General features: G+C 60.6%; 18 protein-coding genes. 14 read left to right on the forward strand and 4 right to left on the reverse strand.

The window, feature by feature from the left end; all coding sequences use genetic code 11:
• Window positions 1-10 precede the first annotated feature (10 nt).
• From ACRWA7_RS18245 to aspS, 3 genes are all read left to right on the forward strand, one after another.
• On the forward strand, window positions 11-397 hold the full coding sequence (locus tag ACRWA7_RS18245; protein ID WP_438395326.1) for an FmdB family zinc ribbon protein: 387 nt from the start codon (window positions 11-13) through the stop codon (window positions 395-397).
• A 210-nt stretch (window positions 398-607) separates the two neighbouring features.
• Window positions 608-1264 carry a DUF502 domain-containing protein gene (locus ACRWA7_RS18250; protein WP_438395327.1) on the forward strand — a complete coding sequence of 219 codons (657 nt, stop codon included), beginning with the start codon at window positions 608-610 and terminating at the stop codon, window positions 1262-1264.
• A 77-nt stretch (window positions 1265-1341) separates the two neighbouring features.
• Complete coding sequence (gene aspS, locus ACRWA7_RS18255) at window positions 1342-3144, forward strand: aspartate--tRNA ligase (RefSeq protein WP_060817241.1); 1803 nt, start codon at window positions 1342-1344, stop codon at window positions 3142-3144.
• An 81-nt stretch (window positions 3145-3225) separates the two neighbouring features.
• On the opposite strand, the gene ACRWA7_RS18260 is transcribed toward aspS, so the two are convergent.
• Both ACRWA7_RS18260 and ACRWA7_RS18265 read right to left on the reverse strand, forming a co-directional pair.
• On the reverse strand, window positions 3226-3537 hold the full coding sequence (locus ACRWA7_RS18260) for a helix-turn-helix domain-containing protein (RefSeq protein WP_438395329.1): 312 nt from the start codon (window positions 3535-3537) through the stop codon (window positions 3226-3228).
• The gene (locus ACRWA7_RS18265) at window positions 3534-3740 is read right to left on the reverse strand and encodes a hypothetical protein (RefSeq protein WP_438395331.1); all 207 of its coding nucleotides are present in this window, start codon (window positions 3738-3740) and stop codon (window positions 3534-3536) included. The genes ACRWA7_RS18260 and ACRWA7_RS18265 overlap by 4 nt, the downstream gene beginning before the upstream one ends.
• A gap of 441 nt (window positions 3741-4181) precedes the next feature.
• Between ACRWA7_RS18265 and nudB the strand changes: the two genes are divergently transcribed.
• From nudB to ACRWA7_RS18300, 7 genes are all read left to right on the forward strand, one after another.
• Entirely contained in the window at window positions 4182-4658 is a 477-nt protein-coding gene (gene nudB / locus ACRWA7_RS18270) for a dihydroneopterin triphosphate diphosphatase (protein WP_438395332.1), read from the forward strand.
• Window positions 4658-5935: a phospholipase D-like domain-containing protein gene (locus ACRWA7_RS18275; protein ID WP_438396688.1), complete on the forward strand. Its 1278-nt coding sequence runs from the start codon at window positions 4658-4660 to the stop codon at window positions 5933-5935. The genes nudB and ACRWA7_RS18275 overlap by 1 nt, the downstream gene beginning before the upstream one ends.
• A gap of 184 nt (window positions 5936-6119) precedes the next feature.
• On the forward strand, window positions 6120-6719 hold the full coding sequence (locus ACRWA7_RS18280; protein WP_060817239.1) for a TetR/AcrR family transcriptional regulator: 600 nt from the start codon (window positions 6120-6122) through the stop codon (window positions 6717-6719).
• 83 nt (window positions 6720-6802) lie between these two features.
• Window positions 6803-8590: an acyl-CoA dehydrogenase C-terminal domain-containing protein gene (locus ACRWA7_RS18285; protein WP_438395334.1), complete on the forward strand. Its 1788-nt coding sequence runs from the start codon at window positions 6803-6805 to the stop codon at window positions 8588-8590.
• 76 nt (window positions 8591-8666) lie between these two features.
• Window positions 8667-11102: a 3-hydroxyacyl-CoA dehydrogenase/enoyl-CoA hydratase family protein gene (locus tag ACRWA7_RS18290; RefSeq protein ID WP_438395335.1), complete on the forward strand. Its 2436-nt coding sequence runs from the start codon at window positions 8667-8669 to the stop codon at window positions 11100-11102.
• Between the two features lie 44 nt (window positions 11103-11146).
• The gene (locus ACRWA7_RS18295) at window positions 11147-12346 is read left to right on the forward strand and encodes an acetyl-CoA C-acyltransferase (RefSeq protein WP_438395336.1); all 1200 of its coding nucleotides are present in this window, start codon (window positions 11147-11149) and stop codon (window positions 12344-12346) included.
• Window positions 12347-12422: 76 nt separating this feature from the next.
• Complete coding sequence (locus ACRWA7_RS18300) at window positions 12423-13187, forward strand: enoyl-CoA hydratase (protein ID WP_438395338.1); 765 nt, start codon at window positions 12423-12425, stop codon at window positions 13185-13187.
• A gap of 48 nt (window positions 13188-13235) precedes the next feature.
• Here the strand turns inward: ACRWA7_RS18300 and fdhD are convergent, their stop codons facing one another.
• Window positions 13236-14072: a formate dehydrogenase accessory sulfurtransferase FdhD gene (gene fdhD, locus ACRWA7_RS18305; protein WP_438395339.1), complete on the reverse strand. Its 837-nt coding sequence runs from the start codon at window positions 14070-14072 to the stop codon at window positions 13236-13238.
• A 194-nt stretch (window positions 14073-14266) separates the two neighbouring features.
• Between fdhD and ACRWA7_RS18310 the strand changes: the two genes are divergently transcribed.
• Both ACRWA7_RS18310 and ACRWA7_RS18315 read left to right on the forward strand, forming a co-directional pair.
• On the forward strand, window positions 14267-14743 hold the full coding sequence (locus tag ACRWA7_RS18310) for a nitrate reductase associated protein (protein ID WP_060817233.1): 477 nt from the start codon (window positions 14267-14269) through the stop codon (window positions 14741-14743).
• 168 nt (window positions 14744-14911) lie between these two features.
• Complete coding sequence (locus ACRWA7_RS18315; protein WP_438395340.1) at window positions 14912-18100, forward strand: sensor domain-containing protein; 3189 nt, start codon at window positions 14912-14914, stop codon at window positions 18098-18100.
• Here the strand turns inward: ACRWA7_RS18315 and ACRWA7_RS18320 are convergent.
• Window positions 18046-18456, reverse strand: a complete 411-nt coding sequence (locus ACRWA7_RS18320) for an acyl-CoA thioesterase (RefSeq protein ID WP_099050483.1) — start codon at window positions 18454-18456, stop codon at window positions 18046-18048. The genes ACRWA7_RS18315 and ACRWA7_RS18320 overlap by 55 nt on opposite strands.
• Window positions 18457-18744: 288 nt before the next feature.
• On the opposite strand from ACRWA7_RS18320, the gene ACRWA7_RS18325 reads away from it, so the two are divergent.
• Both ACRWA7_RS18325 and ACRWA7_RS18330 read left to right on the forward strand, forming a co-directional pair.
• Window positions 18745-20619 carry an ABCB family ABC transporter ATP-binding protein/permease gene (locus ACRWA7_RS18325; protein WP_060817740.1) on the forward strand — a complete coding sequence of 625 codons (1875 nt, stop codon included), beginning with the start codon at window positions 18745-18747 and terminating at the stop codon, window positions 20617-20619.
• Between the two features lie 262 nt (window positions 20620-20881).
• Window positions 20882-21850 (forward strand): LysR family transcriptional regulator, encoded by a 969-nt coding sequence (locus tag ACRWA7_RS18330; RefSeq protein ID WP_060817232.1) that lies wholly within the window; start codon window positions 20882-20884, stop codon window positions 21848-21850.
• The last annotated feature ends 74 nt before the right edge of the window (window positions 21851-21924 follow it).

The raw sequence follows: 21924 nt of genomic DNA on the forward strand, positions 1-21924 counted from the left end.
AGAGAGTGCCATGCCGATCTACGCGTACCGCTGCGAGTCATGCGGCTTTCAAAAAGACGCGCTCCAGAAAATGAGCGATGCGCCGCTCACCACCTGCCCACAGTGCGGGAAGGAAACTTTCGTTAAGCAGGTTACCGCCGCGGGCTTTCAACTGAAGGGTTCGGGCTGGTACGTGACGGATTTCCGCGGCGGCAATAATGGGGCCGCTGCCGCGAAGAAAGACGACGGCGCGAAAGCAGAAACAAAGAGCGAGAGTGCATCGGATCCAGGCGCTTCGAGCAAGGAATCGTCAAAAGGCGATTCGTCCACGGCAAGTGCGCCCGTAACGGATAGCTCGAAGAGCAGCGCGGCGTCCGCACCGGCATCGGCCAAACCGGCCGCTCCTGCATCTAATTGACGCTCGCTGAGTGAAGCTCTTCGAGGCCCCGAAGCAAAGAGCCAAGTCTGAAACGGAAACGAAGCCTGACCCGCGCTAGCTTTTACCGCGCTCAACCGCTCGATCTGTCCGATCGCACGCACGCAGATGTCCGCCCGGAATCAAGCTGTACGTCGGGCGACGAACCAGCCAAACCGTGAATACCAGCGGTGCGGCCTTCCGGCTGTGTAAATGACGACCAAAAAGACAACGTTGAAATCCGTGTTCGCAACCGGCTTGCTGGTGCTGGTGCCGCTCGCTATCACCATGTGGGTGATCGGGCTCGTGATCGGCACGATGGACCAGACGCTGCTGCTCCTGCCGGAATCCTGGCAGCCCGAGCGCGTGTTCGGCTTCCATTTGCCAGGCCTGGGCGCGGTGCTGACGCTCGCATTCATTTTCGTCGTGGGCTTGCTCACGCAGAACTTCGTCGGCCAGAAACTGGTCGAGTGGTGGAATGTGATCGTGCGTCACATTCCCGTGGTCGGACCGCTGTATACCAGCGTGAAACAAGTGTCGGACACGTTGCTCTCGAGCAGCGGCAACGCGTTCCGCAAGGCACTGCTGATCCGTTATCCTCATTCGGGTTCGTACACCATCGGATTCCTGACGGGCGTTCCCGGTGGTGACGTAGTCAATCACCTGACGGAAGATCATGTGAGCGTCTACGTGCCGACCACGCCGAATCCCACCTCGGGTTTTTTCCTGATGGTGCCGAGAAGCGAAGTCATCGAGCTCGACATGTCTGTCGACGCTGCGTTGAAGTACATCGTGTCAATGGGAGTAGTCGCGCCGTCCATGCCGCACGCGCAGGCCGCGCCGCGCCGTCCCGTCGACCCGCCGCTGTAATGCCGGCGTGCTGCAAACACTGTTTCCCACGTGTTCGCGCGCGCCGTTGATCAATGAATAACGAAAGACACAACATCATGTCGATGAGATCTGAATACTGCGGTCTGGTGACCGAAGCCCTCCTGGGCCAAAGCGTTTCGCTGTGCGGCTGGGTACATCGCCGGCGCGATCACGGCGGCGTCATTTTTATCGATCTGCGCGATCGCGAGGGCCTCGTTCAAGTCGTGTGCGATCCGGATCGTGCGGACATGTTCAAGGTTGCCGAAGGCGTGCGTAACGAGTTCTGCGTGCAGGTGAAGGGCGTCGTGCGCAGCCGTCCCGAAGGCACGGCGAACGCCGGCCTGACGAGCGGCAAGATTGAAGTGCTGTGCCACGAGCTGACCGTGCTGAACGCGTCGGTCACGCCGCCGTTCCAGCTTGACGACGACAACCTTTCCGAAACCACGCGCTTGACGCACCGTGTGCTCGACCTGCGCCGTCCGCAAATGCAGCAGAACCTGCGCTTGCGGTATCGCGTGGCTATTGAAGTGCGCAAGTACCTGGACGAGCAGGGTTTTATCGACATCGAAACGCCGATGCTGACCAAGAGCACGCCTGAAGGCGCGCGCGATTATCTGGTGCCGTCGCGTACGAATCCGGGTCAGTTTTTCGCGTTGCCGCAGTCGCCGCAACTGTTCAAGCAGTTGCTGATGGTCGCGAACTTCGATCGGTATTACCAGATCGTGAAGTGTTTCCGTGACGAAGACCTGCGCGCCGATCGCCAGCCGGAATTCACGCAGATCGATTGTGAAACATCGTTCCTGAGCGAGCAGGAAATTCGCGACCTGTTCGAAGCGATGATTCGCCATGTGTTCAAGAAGACCATCGACGTTTCGCTCGATGAGAAATTCCCGGTCATGCTGTATTCGGAAGCCATGCGCCGCTTCGGTTCGGACAAGCCGGACCTGCGCGTGAAACTGGAATTCTCCGACCTGACCGACGCTGTTCGCGATGTCGACTTTAAGGTGTTCAGCACGCCGGCCAACTCGAAGGACGGTCGCGTGGCGGCATTGCGCGTGCCGAAGGGCGCGGATCTGTCGCGTGGGGATATTGACGGGTACACAGAATTCGTGCGTATTTACGGCGCGAAGGGTCTGGCGTGGATCAAGGTCAACGACGTGACGAAGGGCCGCGACGGCCTGCAAAGCCCGATCGTGAAGAATCTGCACGACGCAGCGATTGCCGCTGTGATGGAGCGCACCGGCGCGCAAGACGGCGACATCATTTTCTTCGCGGCAGACCGCGCGAAGGTCGTGAACGACAGCCTGGGCGCGCTGCGCCTGAAGATCGGCCATTCGGAATTCGGCCGCGCGAACGGGCTGTTCGAGTCGGGCTGGAAGCCGTTGTGGGTGATCGACTTCCCGATGTTCGAATTCGACGAAGAAGACAACCGCTACGTGGCCGCGCATCATCCGTTCACGAGCCCGAAGGACGAGCATCTGGAATATCTGGAAACTGATCCGGGCCGCTGTCTCGCGAAAGCGTACGACATGGTGCTGAACGGTTGGGAAATCGGCGGTGGATCGGTGCGGATCTATCAGGAAGAAGTGCAGAGCAAGGTGTTCCGCGCGCTGAAGATCAATGCCGAGGAAGCGCGCATCAAGTTCGGCTTCCTGCTCGACGCGCTGCAGTACGGTGCGCCGCCGCATGGTGGTATTGCGTTCGGTCTGGATCGTATCGTCACCATGATGGCGGGTGCGGATTCGATCCGTGACGTGATCGCGTTCCCGAAGACGCAGCGCGCGACCGACTTGCTGACGCAAGCGCCGAGCGAAGTGGACGAACGGCAGTTGAAGGAACTGCACATTCGCCTGCGTCAGCCGGAGCCGAAGGTGCAGTAAGTAGTCGTTCTGCTGCATCATCCGAAACGAAAAAGGCGCTCGATGCGCCTTTTTCGTTATTCTGCGTAGGAGATCGGCACGCTAAAGCGCGGCGAGATATTCCAGCGTCTCAGGATGTTGCTCAACCAGTCTAATAAGAACGGCGGCTTGGGCATTCGGTCTTGCCGTTCCCTGCTCCCAGTTCTCCAGGGTGCGCGGATTGACACGCAACCTGTGAGCCAACACCGCTCGCGAAACATTCATCTTCGCGCGCAGTTCCCTGATTTCGTCGGCTGAGACCTCGACCGGTGACGGGACGTCCATGTTGACAGACCGGAGCGTCAATTTTCCCTCGCGCTGATCGGCTAATGCTCCGACGCCTTCTTTCAACTCAGCAAACAGATTTCGTTTCATTTCGTGCTTCTCCGGCCCACTTCCGCGGCCAACATGGCTGCCAGTTCCTGGCGTTCGTCGTTCGACAGATCGTCCATTTCATCTTTGCCGTACAGCGTAAGTAACCAGACTTGCCATCCGGAAGCCCAGCAGTAGTAAATGACGCGTATCCCGCCGCGTTTTCCTTTGCCGCGCTTGCTGCTACCGAAACGAAGCTTTCGCAAGCCTCCTGTTCCCTTGATGACGCTGCCTGAAGTAGGACGCGCCAGCAACTCTGCCTGAAGCTTCCGATAATCGTCGTCATCGAGATAATCTTCTCGATAACGACTAAACGCGGGCAATTCGATAAAGATGAGTTTTATTTAATATACGCAAGTTACGTATGCTGGGCAAGGTATCAAATTGACCTCAAGAAACGGGTCAGTCCGCACGCCAAGGCTCGTTATTGCGCCGTGGATAGCCCAATACGGTAGAGGGAAGCGTTCACGAAAAGACTCGCCGCCACGATTTTTGACAACGGGCCGCAATGGCCCGATAGCTTATGATCGATGCAGCCAGCAACCCGTCGGCACCATCCGAAACGAAAAAGGCGCTCGATGCGCCTTTTTCGTTTTTTGGGTTACATTCTTCGGCCAGCTTCCACGAATGGCCGCACCGTTTCCAAAATGCCCAAGCCGCCGAAAATCCCAGAATCTGTTCTCGTTGTCATCCACACGCCCGAGATGGACGTGCTCATCATCGAGCGCGCCGATCGGCCGGGGTTCTGGCAGTCCGTGACGGGCTCGAAAGATCACGCCGACGAACCCTTCGCCCTGACCGCTGCCCGCGAAGTGGCCGAGGAAACAGGGATCGTGGTTGGAAGCCCCGGCGTGCCGGAGCGATCGCTGATCGACTGGCATCATCAGATTGAATACGACATTTATCCGGAATGGCGGCATCGCTATGCAGAAGGCGTTGTGCGCAACGTCGAGCACCAGTTCAGCCTGCTCGTGCCGCACGGCGTGGAAGTGACGCTCGCGCCGCGCGAGCACACCGCGTTTCTCTGGCTGCCGTTTCGCGAGGCCGCCGCGAAATGTTTCTCGTCATCGAATCGTGAGGCAATCCTGCAATTGCCCGAGCGGTTGGCGGAGCACAGCCGGTGATGGGTTTCGGCGGGCCGTCGCGCCGCTTTGCCCGGCTCAAGCAGGCGCTGTTTCGCGGCCGCCGCCCGGGAAGGTTGTGCTTCACCATCAATAACACGGTCAAATTGCTGAAGTCGGGCGACGCATTTTTCCCGGACCTGATCGGGCGCATCAACGCCGCGAAGCACGAGGTCTCGCTCGAAACCTATATTTTTTGCGACGATGCCGCCGGCCGCGCCGTCTCCGCCGCCTTGATGAACGCCGGGCGGCGCGGCGTGCATGTGCGCGTGATCACCGATGGCATAGGCACGGCGAAGCTGCCGCTTTTCGACGAATGGCCGGAAGCGAACGTCGAGCACCGCATCTACAACCCGCATTTGTTCGGGCCGCTGGGGTTCTCGCGGACGCACCGGAAGCTGGCGGTGATCGATCGAGAGATCGCGTTTTGCGGCGGCATCAACATAGTGGACGACTACCATCAGAATGGCGTTCCCATCGAATTCGCGCGATGGGATTTCGCTCTGGAGACGCGAGGGCCGGTGGTATCAGACGTGCGTGAAGCGTTCGATCTCCAATGGCAGCGGATTCGCCTCGGCGTCAAGCCGCGCAGCGCCAGCCCGCAGAATCAGGGCGCGGCGGCGAGCGCCTCGTCCAGAAGCAGCCGGCGCGCATTGCGAGCGCGTTTGCGCGCGCGGCGCGGCATGATCCACGCGGTGGACCGGCCATGCGTGGCCTTCGTTGCGCGCGATAACCTGCTGAACCGGAGGGCGATCGAAAAGGCCTATCTGGCGGCCATTTCGCACGCGGAAAACGAGGTGATGCTGGCGAATCCGTACTTCATGCCGGGCCGCAAGCTGCGTCGCGCGCTGGTTCGTGCCGCGCAGCGCGGTATTCGCGTGACCTTGGTGATTGGCAGGAAGGAGTTTGTGGCGCTGGATTACGCGACGCCGTTTTTGTATCGGAACCTGCTGAAATACGGGGTGCGGATCGCGGAATACGAGAAAACCATGCTGCACGGCAAAGTGGCCGTGGTCGATTCGAACTGGGCGACGGTTGGCTCGTCCAACCTCGACGCGCTGAGCCTCGTGCTGAACAACGAGGCGAACATGGTGCTGGTGAACCACGAGAACGAGATCGTGAAGCTGCGCGACTCGATCCTCGCAGCGTTCGAAGACGCCCGGCCCATCACGCTCGAGCAATACGCGGCGCGCCCGGCCGGTGAGCGTCTGCTTAACTGGCTCGCCTACAACGCGTATCGCACGATGATGAAAATGCTCACCATCGGCCGTTACGATTGAGGTGCCCGGGCCACTCCCACTGGCTGTCAGCCCCTGAACCGGCACAAACTTGAGATACGTCCTATGGCGGAGATCGAAAGTTAGACCCCGGTTTCTAATAAAAAGCTTGTTTCAGGAACGGTCGGCTACAATAATCGTACGGCCGTTCGATTTTATTTTGACTTGATGAGAACGGTAGAAAATCATGCGAAAAGGCGAACAGACACGCGTCGCAATCCTCGACGCCGCGTTGGACCTGGCTAGCCGGGATGGACTCGAGGGTTTGACGATCGGCTTGCTGGCCGAGCGGATGCAGATGAGCAAGAGCGGCGTGTTCGCGCATTTCGGCTCGCGCGAGGATCTGCAGGTCGAAGTGGTGAAGGAGTATCACCGCCGCTTCGAAGACGAAGTGTTTTATCCGAGCCTTCGCGAAGCACGCGGTTTGCCGCGTTTGCGTTCCATGCTGGCGCGCTGGATGGAAAAGCGCATCGAGGAAGTGACAACGGGCTGTATCTACATCAGCGGTGCGGTGGAGTACGACGATCGCGCCGATAGTGCAGTCCGCGAGCAACTCGTGCATAGCGTGACGACCTGGCGGGCAGCGCTTACGCGCGCGATCAACCAGGCGAAGGACGAGGGGCATCTGCGCGCGGATACCGATCCTGCGCTGATGCTTTTTGAACTCTATAGTTTCACGCTCGGCCTGCATCATGATGCGCGTTTCCTGCATTTGCCGGAGGCGGTGCAACTGACGCGGGACGCGCTGGAAAAGACGATTGTTTCGTATCAAAGCAAGGGTCTCTAGACGCAGGCGAATCGGCGAATGCTTTAACGCATCGATTCGGCGGCGCTTTTGATCCAAGCTTCCTGGACACTTGGAGATGAAGAATGGGACAGTACACCGCGCCGCTGCGTGACATGCAATTCGTGCTGCACGAATTGCTCAACGTGGAAAACGAGGTCAAGAACATGCCGAAGCATGCGGACCTCGACGCCGACACGATCAATCAGGTTCTGGAAGAAGCCGGCAAGTTCTGCGCCGAAGTGCTTTTCCCGCTGAATCAGGTCGGCGACCGCGAAGGGTGCACGTACGAAGGCGATGGCGTCGTGCGCACGCCAACCGGCTTCAAGGAAGCCTACCGGCAATACGTTGAAGCGGGCTGGCCGGCTCTCGGCTGCGATCCGGAATACGGCGGCCAGGGCTTGCCCGCGTTCGTGAACAACGCGCTCTTCGAAATGCTGAATTCGGCGAACCAGGCATGGACGATGTACCCCGGCCTGTCGCACGGCGCATATGAATGCCTGCACGCGCACGGCGCACCGGAACTTCAGAAGGCGTACTTGCCGAAGCTGGTCGAAGGCACCTGGACCGGCACGATGTGCCTGACCGAGCCGCATTGCGGCACGGACCTGGGCATGTTGCGCACGAAGGCCGAGCCGAACAGCGACGGTTCCTACGCCATCAGCGGCACGAAGATCTTCATCTCCAGCGGCGAACACGATCTTGCCGAAAACATCGTGCATCTGGTGCTGGCGCGCTTGCCGGGCGCACCGGCCGGCACGAAGGGCATTTCGCTTTTCATAGTGCCGAAGTTCATTCCTACGGACGCCGGCGCTCCGGGCGAACGCAATGGCGTGAAGTGCGGTTCCATCGAACACAAGATGGGCATTCACGGCAATTCAACCTGCGTGATCAATCTGGATTCGGCGAAAGGCTGGCTTGTCGGCGAACCGAACAAGGGCTTGAACGCCATGTTCGTGATGATGAACGCCGCGCGTCTCGGCGTTGGCATGCAAGGGCTTGGCCTGACGGAAATCGCGTATCAGAACTCGTTGACGTACGCGAAGGAACGCCTGCAAATGCGTTCGCTGACGGGGCCGAAAGCGCCGGAAAAGGGCGCTGATCCGATCATCGTGCATCCGGATGTTCGCCGCATGTTGCTCACGCAAAAGGCCTACGCCGAAGCGGGCCGCGCGTTCACGTACTGGGCGGCGCTCAACATCGACAAAGAACTGTCCCACGCCGACGAATCAGCGCGCAAGGACGCCGCCGATCTGGTCGCGCTGCTGACGCCGGTCATCAAGGCTTTCTTGACGGACAATGCATTCGAAGGCACGAACATGGGCATGCAGATTTACGGCGGCCATGGCTTCATCTCCGAATGGGGCATGGAGCAATACGTGCGCGACGCCCGCATCAACATGATCTACGAAGGCACGAATTCGATTCAGGCTTTGGACCTGCTCGGCCGCAAGATTCTTGGCGACATGGGCGCGAAGCTGAAGAAGTTCGGCAAGCTCGTGACGGACTTCGTGGAAGAAGAGGGCGTCAAGCCGGAGATGCAGGAGTTCATCAACCCGCTCGCCGACATTGGCGACAAGGTGCAGAAACTGACCATGGAAATCGGCATGAAGGCAATGCAGAATCCGGACGAAGTCGGCGCCGCCGCCGTGCCGTATCTGCGTACCGTCGGGCATCTGGTGTTCTCGTATTTCTGGGCACGCATGGCGCGCATCGCGCTGGACAAGCAGGCCGAAGGCGATCCGTTCTACGCGGCAAAGCTCGCCACCGCCCGGTTCTATTTCGCGAAATTGCTGCCTGAAACGGCATCGACGATTCGCGCCGCGCGCGCCGGATCGAAGACGCTGATGGAATACGACGAAGCCTTGTTCTAAGTCTCTTTTGCATGGCGCCGCGTCTTCCAAAGACGTGGCGCATGGTCACACCGAATACCTCTCCCGGAGACACAACGTGAGCAATCTGAACATACGCAAGGTGGCGGTTCTCGGCGCCGGCGTGATGGGCGCGCAGATCGCGGCGCACCTGATCAACGCCCAGGTGCCGGTCCTGCTGTTCGACCTGCCGGCGAAAGAAGGCCCGAAGAACGGCATCGCGCTGAAAGCCATCGAGAACTTGAAGAAGCTGTCGCCCGCGCCGTTCGGCGTGAAGGACGACGCGCAATATATCCAGCCAGCGAATTACGACGACGACATCGAGAAGCTCAAAGAGTGCGATCTCGTGATCGAAGCCATTGCCGAGCGCATGGACTGGAAGCACGACCTGTACAAGAAGATTTCGCCGTATATCGGTGAGAAGGCGATCTTCGCGACGAATACGTCGGGGCTTTCGATCACGGAGTTATCGAAGGGTTTTTCGGACGAACTCAAGGCGCGTTTCTGCGGCGTGCATTTTTTTAATCCGCCGCGCTACATGCATCTGGTCGAACTCATTCCGACCCATACCACGCAGCCGCAAATCCTCGATCAGCTCGAAACCTTTCTCACGAGCGTGGTGGGCAAGGGCGTCGTGCGCGCGAAAGACACGCCGAATTTCATCGCGAATCGCGTGGGCGTGTTCTCGATTCTTGCGGTGATCGCGGAAGCGGAGAAGTTCGGACTGCGTTTCGATGAAGTCGACGACCTCACCGGCGCACGTCTTGGCCGCGCGAAGTCGGCGACGTTCCGTACGGCGGACGTGGTCGGTCTCGACACCATGGCGCACGTCATCAAGACGATGCAGGACAACCTGCCCGACGATCCTTTCTTCGCCTTGTACGAGACGCCGGCCGTGCTGGCCGGTCTGGTGAAGAACGGCGCGCTGGGTCAGAAGTCGGGTGCGGGTTTCTACAAGAAGGAAGGCAAGGTCATCAAGGTGCTGGACCCGAAGACGGGAACCTACGTCGATGGCGGCGGCAAGGCGGACGAACTCGTCGGCCGGATCCTGAAGCGTCCGCCGGCGGAACGTCTCAAGCTCCTGCGTGAATCGGAACATCCGCAAGCGCAATTCCTCTGGTCCATTTTCCGCGACGTGTTCCATTACATCGGCGTGCATCTGGAGTCCGTGGCGGACAATGCGCGCGATATCGATCTCGCCATTCGCTGGGGTTTCGGCTGGAACGAAGGGCCGTTCGAAGGCTGGCAAGCGGCTGGCTGGACACAGGTCGCGCAATGGGTGAAGGAAGACATCGATGCAGGCAAGGCGTTGTCGAAGGCGCCGCTGCCATCGTGGGTGTTCGACGGTCCCGTGGCCGAGAAGGGCGGCGTGCATACGGTGGAAGGATCGTGGTCGCCGAGTGCTTCGAAATTCATCCCGCGTTCATCGCTCGATGTCTACAGGAAGCAGGTTTTCCGCGCGCCGCTGCTTGGCGAAGCGGGCGTTGATCCGAAGACCTACGGCAGGACCTTGTTCGAAACCGATGCCGTGCGCGCCTGGGTCGATGACCGCGCGGGCGAGGACGACGTCGTGATCGTATCGTTCAAGAGCAAGATGAACACGATCGGGCCAGCGGTGATCGAAGGCTTGACGAAGGCTATTGAACTTGCCGAAGCCGATTACAAAGGCGTCGTGATCTGGCAAACCTCCGCGTTGAAGCTCGGCAATCCGGGCGGCGCGTTCTCGGCTGGCGCGAACCTCGAAGAAGCCATGCCCGCGTTCATGATGGGCGGTGCGAAGGGCATCGAACCGTTTGTGAAGAAGTTCCAGCAAGGCATGTTGCGCGTGAAGTACGCGAGCGTGCCGGTGGTGGCGGCGGTGTCGGGCATCGCGCTCGGCGGCGGTTGCGAACTCGCGCTGCATTCGGCCAAGCGGGTTGCGCACATCGAAAGTTATATGGGACTGGTCGAAGTGGGTGTGGGCCTCGTGCCTGCGGGCGGCGGCCTGAAGGAAGCAGCGTTGCGTGCGGCGAGCGCGGCCAGCGCTGTCAACGCGACCAGCGACCTGCTCAAGTTCCTGCAGAAATCGTTCGAAAACGCCGCGATGGCGAAGGTCTCGGCATCGGCGCTGGAAGCGCGTTCGATGGGGTATCTCAAGGCATCGGACACGATCGTTTTCAACGTGCACGAACTGCTCGATATTGCGAAGAAGGAAGCGCGCGCCTTGAGCGCCGCGGGTTATCGCGCGCCGTTGCGTGTTACGCAGATTCCGGTGGCCGGACGCTCGGCGATCTCCACCATCAAGGCGTCGCTCGTGAACATGCGCGACGGACGCTTTATCAGCGATCACGATTTCCTGATTGCGAGCCGTATCGCAGAAGCGGTGTGCGGCGGGGACGTGGAAGCGGGAAGTCTCGTCGATGAAGAATGGTTGCTGGCGCTCGAACGTCGTGCGTTTGTCGACTTGCTCGGCACCGCGAAGACGCAGGAACGGATCATGGGCATGTTGCAAACCGGCAAGCCGGTTCGTAACTAAGGCGCGTACGTGACCGCAAATATTGCATGGGACCGGAGTTGCAAATGAGCAAACAAGTGCAGGATGCATACATTGTCGCCGCGAGCCGGACGCCTATCGGCAAGGCGCCGCGCGGCATCTTCAAGAACACACGGCCGGACGAATTGCTGGTTCACGCCATCCGTTCCGCCGTCACGCAAGTGCCCGGGCTGGATACCAGGCTGATCGAAGACGCGATCATCGGCTGCGCGATTCCCGAAGGCGAGCAAGGGCTGAACGTGGCGCGGATCGGCGCATTGCTGGCTGGCTTGCCGAATACGGTCGGCGGCGTGACGGTCAACCGGTTCTGCGCATCGGGCGTAACCGCTTTGGCAATGGCCGCCGACCGCATTCGCGTGGGTGAATCTGACGTAATGATCGCAGGCGGATGCGAGTCGATGAGCATGGTGCCCATGATGGGCAACAAGCCGTCGCTGTCGCCACATATCTTCGATCGCGATGAAAACGTCGGCATTGCTTACGGCATGGGTCTGACGGCCGAGCGCGTCGCCGAGCGCTGGAAGATCAGCCGCGAAGCGCAGGACGCGTTTTCGGTGGAATCGCATCGGCGTGCACTGGAAGCGCAGCGCACCGGCGAATTCAACGATGAAATCGCCGCGTTCACGCTGAACGAACGTCTCCCGGATCTGGCGACCGGCGAGATTCGCGTCAACGCTCGCGAGATCAGGAACGACGAAGGTCCGCGTCAGGACACGACCATGGAAGGGCTTGCCAGATTGCGGCCGGTCTTCGCCGCGAAGGGTTCGGTCACGGCGGGCAACAGCTCGCAGACGTCCGACGGCGCGGGCGCGTTGATCGTGGTCAGCGAGAAGATTCTGAAGCAGTTCAACCTGACGCCGCTTGCGCGTTTCGTGAGTTTCGCGGTGCGTGGCGTGCCGCCGGAAATCATGGGCATCGGGCCGAAGGAAGCGATTCCCGTCGCGCTGAAGGCGGCCGGCCTGACACAGGACGATATCGACTGGATCGAACTCAACGAAGCGTTCGCGGCGCAATCGCTCGCAGTGATCCAGGACTTGGGACTCGATCCGTCGAAGATCAATCCGCTTGGCGGCGCGATTGCGCTCGGCCATCCGCTCGGCGCGACGGGCGCGATCCGTGCCGCAACGGTGGTGCACGGCTTGCGCCGGCGCAACCTCAAGTACGGCATGGTGACCATGTGCGTGAGAACGGGCATGGGCGCGGCGGGCATTATCGAACGGATGTAGGCGCTTATCCTCAAGGCATAACGACGGTTCGCGCGCCTTCCGGTTCGCGAGCCGTTTTCCATTCAGGAGACGAGACATGGACATCATCACGGAACACGCCGACAACGTGCTTTGCATCACGATCAATCGTCCGGCGCGCAAAAACGCGCTGACCGCCGAGATGTACCAGACCATGGCGGACGCTTTCTTCGATGCCGAAAACGATCCTTCAGTGCGCGCGGTGCTGATTCGCGCCGTGGGCGATACATTCAGCGCGGGCAACGATCTCGAGGACTTCATGAAGGCGCCGCCCGCCAAGCCGGACGCACCGGTGTTCCAGTTCCTGCGGCGCATCAGCACTGCGCAGAAACCAGTGGTGGCGGCTGTGAACGGCGGAGCCGTGGGTATCGGTACGACCATGTTGCTGCATTGCGATCTGGTCTACGCGGCGTCTACGGCCAAGTTCGCGTTGCCCTTCGTGCAGCTCGGACTGTGCCCGGAGGCGGCGTCGAGCCTGCTTTTGCCGCGCATTGCCGGTTATCAGCGGGCGGCTGAAAAGCTGCTGCTCGGCGAATCCTTCGATGCAAACGAAGCCGTGAACATGGGCATCGTGAACCGGATTTTATCGGCGGAAGAAGTGGGCGACTTCGCGTTCAGGCAGGCGAAGAAACTTGCCGCGTTGCCGCCTGCGTCGCTGAAGGCGACGAAGGCATTGATGAAAAGCGGCGAGGCCGATGAAGTCAGCGCACAAATGGCTAACGAGGCAGGGCATTTCGCCAGCATGCTGACATCGCCGGAAGCGAAGGAAGCGTTTACCGCGTTTTTCGAGAAACGCAAGCCGGATTTCAGCCGCTTCAATTGAACCGCAACCTGCGCGTGGCGCTTGCTGAGACGTCCACGCGCGCCTGAATCACGCGCCTTGCGCGTGCCCGTATTCCACGAAGCCGTTCTCGCGGGCAAAGCTCACCAGCCGCAGCCCCGCTTTTTCTGCGATGGAAATCGCCAGCGAGGTCGGCGCGGAGATGGTCACGAGCATGGGCACGCCCACGCGCGCCGACTTGCGCACGAGTTCGTAACTTGCCCGGCTCGACAAAAACACGAAGCCTTGCGTGGTATCCACACGTTGCAGCACGAGATGGCCTATCAGCTTGTCCAGCGCGTTGTGGCGTCCCACATCCTCGAACGCGTATTTGACGGCGCCGGTTTCGTCGCACCAGGCGGCTGCATGCAAGCCGCCGGTCAGCTTCGATAGTTGCTGATGCGCCGGCAATTCGCGCGCGGCATGGGCAATGGCGTCGCTGGCCAGACGGCTCAGGAAGCCGGTATCCGGCACGCGTTCCGGCTGCAAGTCGAGCAGATCGATACTCTCGATCCCGCACACGCCGCAGCCCGTGCGCCCGGCCAGCGCCCGGCGTTTTTCCTTCAACGCAACAAACGCCTGCTGCACGACCTGCAGATGCACTTCAGCATGCGGCAAGGTGTCGCCAGCATCGTGGAAAAATACCTCGATGTCGTGAATGTCGCTGCCGCGCTCCACGATTCCTTCGGTCAGCGAAAACCCCACCGCAAAGGCTTCCAGATCGCGCGGCGTACACATCATCACCGCGTGGGAAATGCCGTTGTAGACCAGCGCGACGGGCCATTCCTGGCCGACATCGTCGGCGGTCTCGCGGATTTCGCCGAGTCTGTGACGCCTCACATGGCGTTTCACATAGCCGGGCTGGTCGTCGATGTCTGTGTCGTTCATGATCGGATTCTCTTGCTAATGGCTTACGATGTCGCGTTTTAGCCGCTGCCTATAAGAATTTATAAGAGAAATCTGGGCATAACGCTTGCTGCTTTATGGTGCAACAGACACACTACAAGCCGTTCAAGGCCCTACGATAACCTACAGCGGCCTCACTCGCTTCCCTTGACCTTCTTGCCCACGAGGCACCCGCCATGGCACTTTACGACGCTCCGCGCCTGTTCGGATTCGAACTGGAGTCGACTGAGAATCTGAGCTTCATTCCGCTCGTCGTGCGTTTTAATCTGGATCGCTTCGGCCAGCGCATTTCCCTCGATGAATGGCGCAGATTGCCGCACAGCGACCGCGAACTGCTTGCGCGCTTTCCGGTGGAGGACGACGCCGCCATAGAACCCGCGTTCGATCAGGCGATTGCCGAAATGCTGCGCACGCACGCCGATTCGAAGCCCGAGACATTCACGCCCGACAGCGACCCAATCTGGGCCCATACCGACGTGGTGCCCGAAAGCGTGATCCGCCAGAGCAGCCTGTGCGGTATCGGTTCGCCGAGCCTAGGCCTGTGGTCCGGACTTTCGGCCTTCCAGCGCTACGCGCTCGCAAAGTTGTCGCGCAAGGCCGAAGTGAATCACGATTTTGTCCCCGCCATGCGGGAGTTCGGCCTGGCCGATTAGCTCGCCCGCAAAGCGCTCGAACGCGCGCGGCGCTCGCCAGCCAGGCACGCCGCGCGCATTCGACTAAGCGCTTACTCTAAATTCCCGCGATTTCCTGCCGATAACCCGTATTCGATGCGATGAATCGCGCCCAATCCGTCCAGCGCGCGCTGGACGGTTATCGGAATCATGAAATCACTCTTTTCGCGCCGCCTGCTGGTCAACATCGCGGTCGTCCTCGTGGCGATGGGCGCGAATGCGTTCGTCGCGTACGAGCAGATCGGCCTGCAAGGTGATGCCGATGTTCGCACCCGCCGCTCGCTTAGCCTGATGCGCGACCTCGACGCGTATCGAAGCGCGCTCGGCGACAGCCTTCCCGAAATCGGACGATATGAAGCGACCGGCGTACTCAACCCCGATTCCCGTGAAGATGCCGAATCGCATGTAAACGCGCTGGAAAGCGGGCTGCGCGCGCAGTTCGCATTCGAGCCCGGCATGAAGCACGCCTTCGATGCACTCGCGGAAAACGCGCGCATTGCCAAGCGCGACGCGCATTCGGCGTTCGAGCGCGCCGCCGCCGACCCGCCGGGCGCGCCACGAGACTGGGCGCGCGCCGCGTTCGTGCGCTTGAGTGAAGACCAGGAAGCGCTAGACGTGGAACTGGCGCAATTGCGTGCGCGGGAAGCCGATTCGCTTGCGGCCACGCTCAACGATTCTGCCCGTGCATCGAGCCGCGCGGTGTTCCTGTTGATCGTGTCCATGCTCGCGGGCGGCGCGGCGCTCATGTACACCTTCGCGAGCCATGAGCGTTCGGCGCATGACAAGCTGCGTGTCGCGCGGGCCATGCAACGCAGCAACGAGCGTTTTCGCGATCTCTTCGACGCGCATCCGGTGCCCATGTGGATTGTCGACGCCGATACGTATCGATTCGTCGCGGTAAATCCGGCGGCGCTCGCGCACTATGGCTACAACGAGCTCGAATTCCTGTCCATGACGGTGCGCGATCTTCACGCCGACAACGATTTCCTCGACTTCGTTACATTGCTTGCACGCAGCGCCGGGGATCATCCGGGCAGCCAGCATTCCGCAGGCGTGTGGCGCCACAAGCGGCGCGATGGCGCCGAGGTCAGCGCCGATATCTCTTCGCACTCGCTGACATATTCGGGGCAGCCGGGCATTTTCATGCTGGCGAACGATGTCACCGACCGGATCAACGCGGAGACCGAAGCGCGGCGCTCGAAGCAGATGCTGGAATCGCTCATCGACAATATTCCGCAGCGGATTTTCTGGAAGGATCTAGAGTCGCGCTATCTGGGATGCAACTCGGCGTTCGCGCGCGATGCCGGCCTCGCCAGCAAGGAAGAGATCGTCGGCATGACTGATTGCATGCTGCCGTGGGCCGCCGTTGGGGAAACGCTTCGCACGGAGGACAGGCTTGTTGTCGCGACCGGGCTGCCGGTGATGAACCAGGAGCGCGATCTTTACCATGGCGAGAAATTGCACACTTCGGTGACGAGCAAGCTGCCGCTGCTGGACGGAGCGGGGCGGATTATCGGCGTGTTGGGCACGTACGACGACACAACCCGCCGCAAGCGGGCGGAACTGGCGCTGCGCCTGCAAGGCCGGGCGCTCGATGCCTGCGTGAATGCCGTGCTGATTACCGCGACCACGGCCAAAGGCAACGTGATCGAATATGCGAATCCGGCATTCAAGCGCATTACGGGTTATGACCCGGCGGAAATCGTGGGCCGGGATTGCCGTTTCCTGCAACGCGATGACCTCGACCAGGAAGGACTCAACGCAATCCGCGAAGGGCTCGCCGCGAACCGCGAAGTGAGCGCGGTGCTGCGCAACTACCGCAAGGACGGCGTGTTGTTCTGGAATCAGCTGCTGGTCGCGCCCGTGCCCGATTCGAACGGGGCGACGACCCATCATGTCGGCGTCATCAACGATGTCACCGAAGTGATCCGTTATCAGGAACAACTCGAATATCAGGCGAACTACGACGCGCTCACGCGCTTGCCCAACCGCAATCTGTTGCGCGACCGGCTGCAGGATGCAATCGACCGGGCGCGCGCGGGCGACACCACGCTCGCGGTGGTTTTCGTCGATCTGGATGGCTTCAAGAACGTCAACGACAGTCTCGGCCACAGCGTTGGCGACCGGTTGCTTTCGGTCGTCGCCGAGCGGCTTGCGCGATGCGGCCGTCCAGGCGACACCATCGCGCGTCACGGTGGCGACGAGTTCGTGGCCGTGCTGCCCGACATGGCGTGCGAAAGCGCGCTGATCGGCTGGATGGAGCGTGTGCGGAGCGCGATTTCGGACCCCGTATGGCTCGACGGCGTGGAACTGTACGTGGGCTGCAGCATGGGCGCGAGCCTGTTTCCGCAGGATGGCGCGGACGCGGAAACCGTGCTCACCAAAGCCGATCTCGCGATGTATCGCGCGAAGGACATGGGGCGCAACACCTACCAGTTCTATCAGCCGGAAATGAACGCGAGCGTGGGTGCGCGGATGAACGTCGAGCGGCGTTTGCGGCGCGCGTTGCGCGACGGCGAGTTCCTGCTGCACTACCAGCCGCAGGTCGACCTCGCGACGGGTGAAGTGGTCGGCATGGAGGCGCTCGTGCGCTGGATGGACCCGGAGTTCGGACTTGTGTCGCCGACTTCGTTCATTCCGGTTGCCGAGGAGTGCGGATTGATTGGACCTTTGTCCGAATGGGTATTGCGCGAAGCGTGCCGGCAGAACAAGGCGTGGCAAGACGAAGGGCTGCCGGGCGCGCGGATGTCGGTGAATTTGTCGGCGCGGCAGTTCCAGCAGCGCGATATTCGCGAACTGGTGACTTCCGTGCTGACGGAGACCGGGCTCGAGCCGCAGTTCCTGGAACTCGAACTGACCGAAAGCGCGATCATGCACAACGCCGACGAAGCAGTGACGACCTTGTCGGAACTGGCGGCGCTTGGCGTCGGAATTGCCATCGATGACTTCGGTACCGGATATTCGAGCCTTGCTTATCTCAAGCGTTTTCCGGTGCACCGGCTCAAGATCGATCGCTCGTTTGTTGCGGATATTGGCACGCCAAGCGGCAATGAGACGATCACGTCAGCAATCATCGCGCTTGCTCATTCGCTCGAATTGCAGGTGATCGCCGAGGGCGTGGAGACGGCGGCGCAACTCGACTTCCTGATTGCCCGCGATTGCGACGAAATGCAGGGCTTTTTCTTCTCGCAGCCGCTGCCAGCCGAGGATATCCCGGCGCTTTTGCTCAGTAACCGGGAAACCGGCTGGTCAGCCACTGGTAACGGCGAAGCCGGCGAACCCGGTCAGTCCAAGGCGGGCAGAGCACGCGGACGGCGGTCGCTGTCGGTCGCCACGTAGGTCAGCGTGGCGTCGGTCACTTTCACCACGTCTTGCGTGAGGCTCATGCGCTGCGCGTAGACCTCGACGGATACGGTCACCGACGTGTTGCCCGTCTTCACAATATCCGTATAAAAGCTCAGCAGATCGCCGACGAACACAGGCTGCTTGAACACGAACGAATTGACGGAAATGGTCGCCACGCGTCCGTTCGCACGCCGGCTCGCCGGAATCGATCCCGCGATGTCCACCTGCGCCATGATCCAGCCGCCGAAGACGTCGCCGTGGACATTGGCATCGGACGGTTGCGGTACTACGCGCAGCGCGACCGGCTTGTTCGGGAGTTGCAGTGAGTTGGTCACGAGCTTGAGTTCCATGAGAGTGATCCGGCGGTCTACAGTCCGGCTGTAAGCGCGCCGTTGCGCCTTCTGCGACAATGCAGGATTAAACGATGTTGCCCCGCGCTTGAACGATCTTGATTCGTTTAGCCGGCTTTTGGCGCGTTCTGGCCAGGCGTTGTGCACTTGGCCGTGGCGTTGGTAAGCATCGAATTGTACGGGAAAGCCCGCATTTTGAGACGGGCGCCCGCCCGCGATACATCGTGTGTCCGACGTCGTTTCGTTTTGTTTCGCGAGGCGACGTGGACTTCTGCAGACCTTGAATTCATGCGCCGCAATTCACCCTCCGAACCTGTTCCACTTGTCCAAGGTCCGCGCAACGACTGGCAGACGATCCGCTCGTTGCTGCCGTATCTCACCACGTACAAATGGCGCGTTGCGTTCGCATTGACGTGCTTGATCGGCGCGAAGGTGGCGAATCTGGGCGTGCCTATCGTGATGAAGAAGGTCATCGACAGCCTCAGTTCCATTCAGCATCTGACCGCGCTTGGACGTGCGCAGGATTCGGCGGCGATCATCCTTGTGAGCGGCGTGGGATTGCTCGTGGTGGCATATGCAGTCGTGAGGTTGTCGACGTCGCTTTTCACCGAACTGCGCGAAATCCTCTTCGCCAAAGTCACGGAAAGCGCGGTGCGCCAACTCGCGCTGAAAGTGTTCCGGCATCTGCATTCGTTGTCGCTGCGGTTTCATCTCGAACGTCAAACCGGCGGCATGTCGCGCGATATTGAACGCGGCACGCGCGGCATTCAGCAACTCGTTTCATATTCGCTCTACAGCATTCTGCCCACGCTGGTTGAAGTTGGCCTGGTGCTTGGATTTTTCGTCACGAAATACGAAGCGTATTACGCCGTCGTCACATTGATCGCGCTCGTGACTTACGTGGTCTTCACCATCAAGCTCACCGAATGGCGCACGCATTTCCGGCGCACGATGAACGATCTGGATTCAAAGGCGAATTCGCGCGCCATCGATTCGTTGCTGAACTACGAAACAGTGAAGTATTTCGGCAATGAAGAATGGGAAGCGCAGCGCTACGACGAAAATCTGCTGCGTTATCGCGCGGCGGCGATTCGTTCGCAGCGGTCCTTGTCGGTGCTTAACTTCGGGCAGCAATTCATTATTGGCACCGGACTGGTGTTTATTTTATGGCGCGCGACGCAAGGCGTGATTGCAGGACGTCTTACGCTCGGGGATCTGGTGCTGATCAATACCTTCATGCTGCAGTTGTATATTCCGCTGAATTTTTTGGGCGTGGTGTATCGCGAACTCAAGCAAAGTCTCACCGACATGGACCGCATGTTCACGCTGCTCGGCGCCGGACGCGAAGTGCCCGATGCGCCGGACGCGTTGCCGCTTTCCGTCACCGGCGCGCAAGTGCGCTTCGAGAAGGTGAGCTTTTCCTATGAAAGCTCGCGGCCGATCCTGCATGACATCGACTTCACCATTCCAGCCGGCACCACGACGGCGGTCGTCGGCCACAGTGGTTCGGGCAAGTCCACGCTGGGCCGTCTGCTTTTCCGCTTCTACGATCTCGACCGCGAGCAAGGCGGACGGATCCTGCTGGATGGCCAGGATATTCGCGACATCACGCAGGATTCGCTGCGCGCGGCGATTGGCATCGTGCCGCAGGATACAGTGCTCTTCAATGATTCGATCTACTACAACATTGCGTATGGCCGTCCTTCCGCTTCCCGCGACGAAGTGATCGCGGCCGCGCGCGCGGCGCATATTCACGACTTCATCGAGAGTTTGCCGGCGGGCTACGAAACACCGGTCGGCGAGCGCGGATTGAAGCTGTCGGGCGGGGAAAAGCAGCGCGTGGCGATTGCGCGGACCGTGTTGAAGAACCCGCCGATTCTGATCTTCGACGAAGCCACCTCCGCCCTCGATTCGAAATCCGAGCGCGCGATCCAGCACGAACTCGATCTGATTGCGCGGGAGCGCACGACGCTCATCATTGCGCACCGGTTATCGACGGTCGTGCACGCGCAGCAGATCATCGTGATGGATCACGGACGGATTGTGGAGCGCGGCACGCACGCGGAACTGGTGCGCGCTGGTGGCCTTTTCTCGCAGATGTGGGCGTTGCAGCAGCAGAGGGCGGCGGAACCGGCTGATTCGGCGGAAGCGGTGCGCGCATGAAGGCGAGCCGCATCGCAGCCACTGAATACGCAACGCAAGCACAGAGCCAGACGCAATCACCGCTAGCGCACCGAACGTCGCAGATCCTACCTGATAGCTTCCGGTACGTTCCTTAGCCATGCCCATGATTATCGGCAGGTAAGAAACTCGCGGCGCAGCACCGGCCGTGTGCGGCCAGCGTGACAATGGTGCGGGCGCTTCAGGTGCGACGGTAAAATGCCGATGCGTCCACGACGCACCCCAACCAGCCCGAAGGCGCCGCATGGAACTGAAATGGCTCGAAGATTTCGTCTCTCTCGCGGAGACGCGCAGTTTCAGCCGGTCGGCTGAACTGCGGCATATCACGCAACCGGCGTTCTCGCGCCGCATCCAGGCGCTGGAAGCGTGGCTCGGCACGGATCTGATCGACCGCTCGGTGTATCCGACGCGCCTCACGCAAGCCGGCCAGGTCTTTTACGAACAGGCGCTCGCAATGCTCTCGCAGTTTCACGAGGCGCGCACGCTCTTGCGCGGGCAGACTGGCGTGCCCGACGCGACCATCGACTTCGCGGTGCCTCACACGCTTTCGCTGACCTATTTCCCACGATGGCTGCAGCACATCGAAGCGCGGCTGGGGCGCATCAACACCCGCCTGCGCGCGCTCAATGTGCATGACGCGGTTTTGTCGCTGGTGGAAGGCGGATGCGATCTGGTGATGGGCTATCACCATCCGAGCCACCCCGTTGCACTCGATCCCGCGCGCTACGACATGCTGACGCTCGGCACCGAATTGATCAGCCCGTTTTCATCGGTGAACAAAGGTGGGCGGGCGCGCCATATATTGCCCGGCGCCGCCGATGCGCTCATCCCCTATCTCTCGTACACGCCTAACGCATACCTTGGGCGCATGACGGAGGTGATCATCGCCACATCGCCGGCCCGGCTTTATCTTGAGAAGGTCTACGAAACCGACATGGCCGAAGGCCTCAAGGCCATGACACTCGCGGGCCACGGCGTGGCGTTCCTGCCGCACAGCGCGGTCGCCAATGAAGTCGACGAAGGCCTGTTGATCCGCCTCGACCGGGGAACGCGCGGCACGCCGGCGGGTCAGTTCACGCTGACCATGGAGATCCGTTTGTATCGTGACAAGATGGCGTCAAAGGGCGACGATCCGCGCCAGGCGCTGATGCGCAATCTCTGGGAGGCGGTCGGCGAGGAGATCGCGCGGTCAACCGAAACCCAGTCTCCATAAGGGTTTCAGGCGTTATGCAAGAAAAACATGACGCAATGATGAAACGGCATTGGATTTCAATAAGCGAATTTTCG

Source organism: Caballeronia sp. DA-9, from assembly GCF_051615025.1.
GTDB classification, from domain to species: domain Bacteria; phylum Pseudomonadota; class Gammaproteobacteria; order Burkholderiales; family Burkholderiaceae; genus Caballeronia; species Caballeronia sordidicola.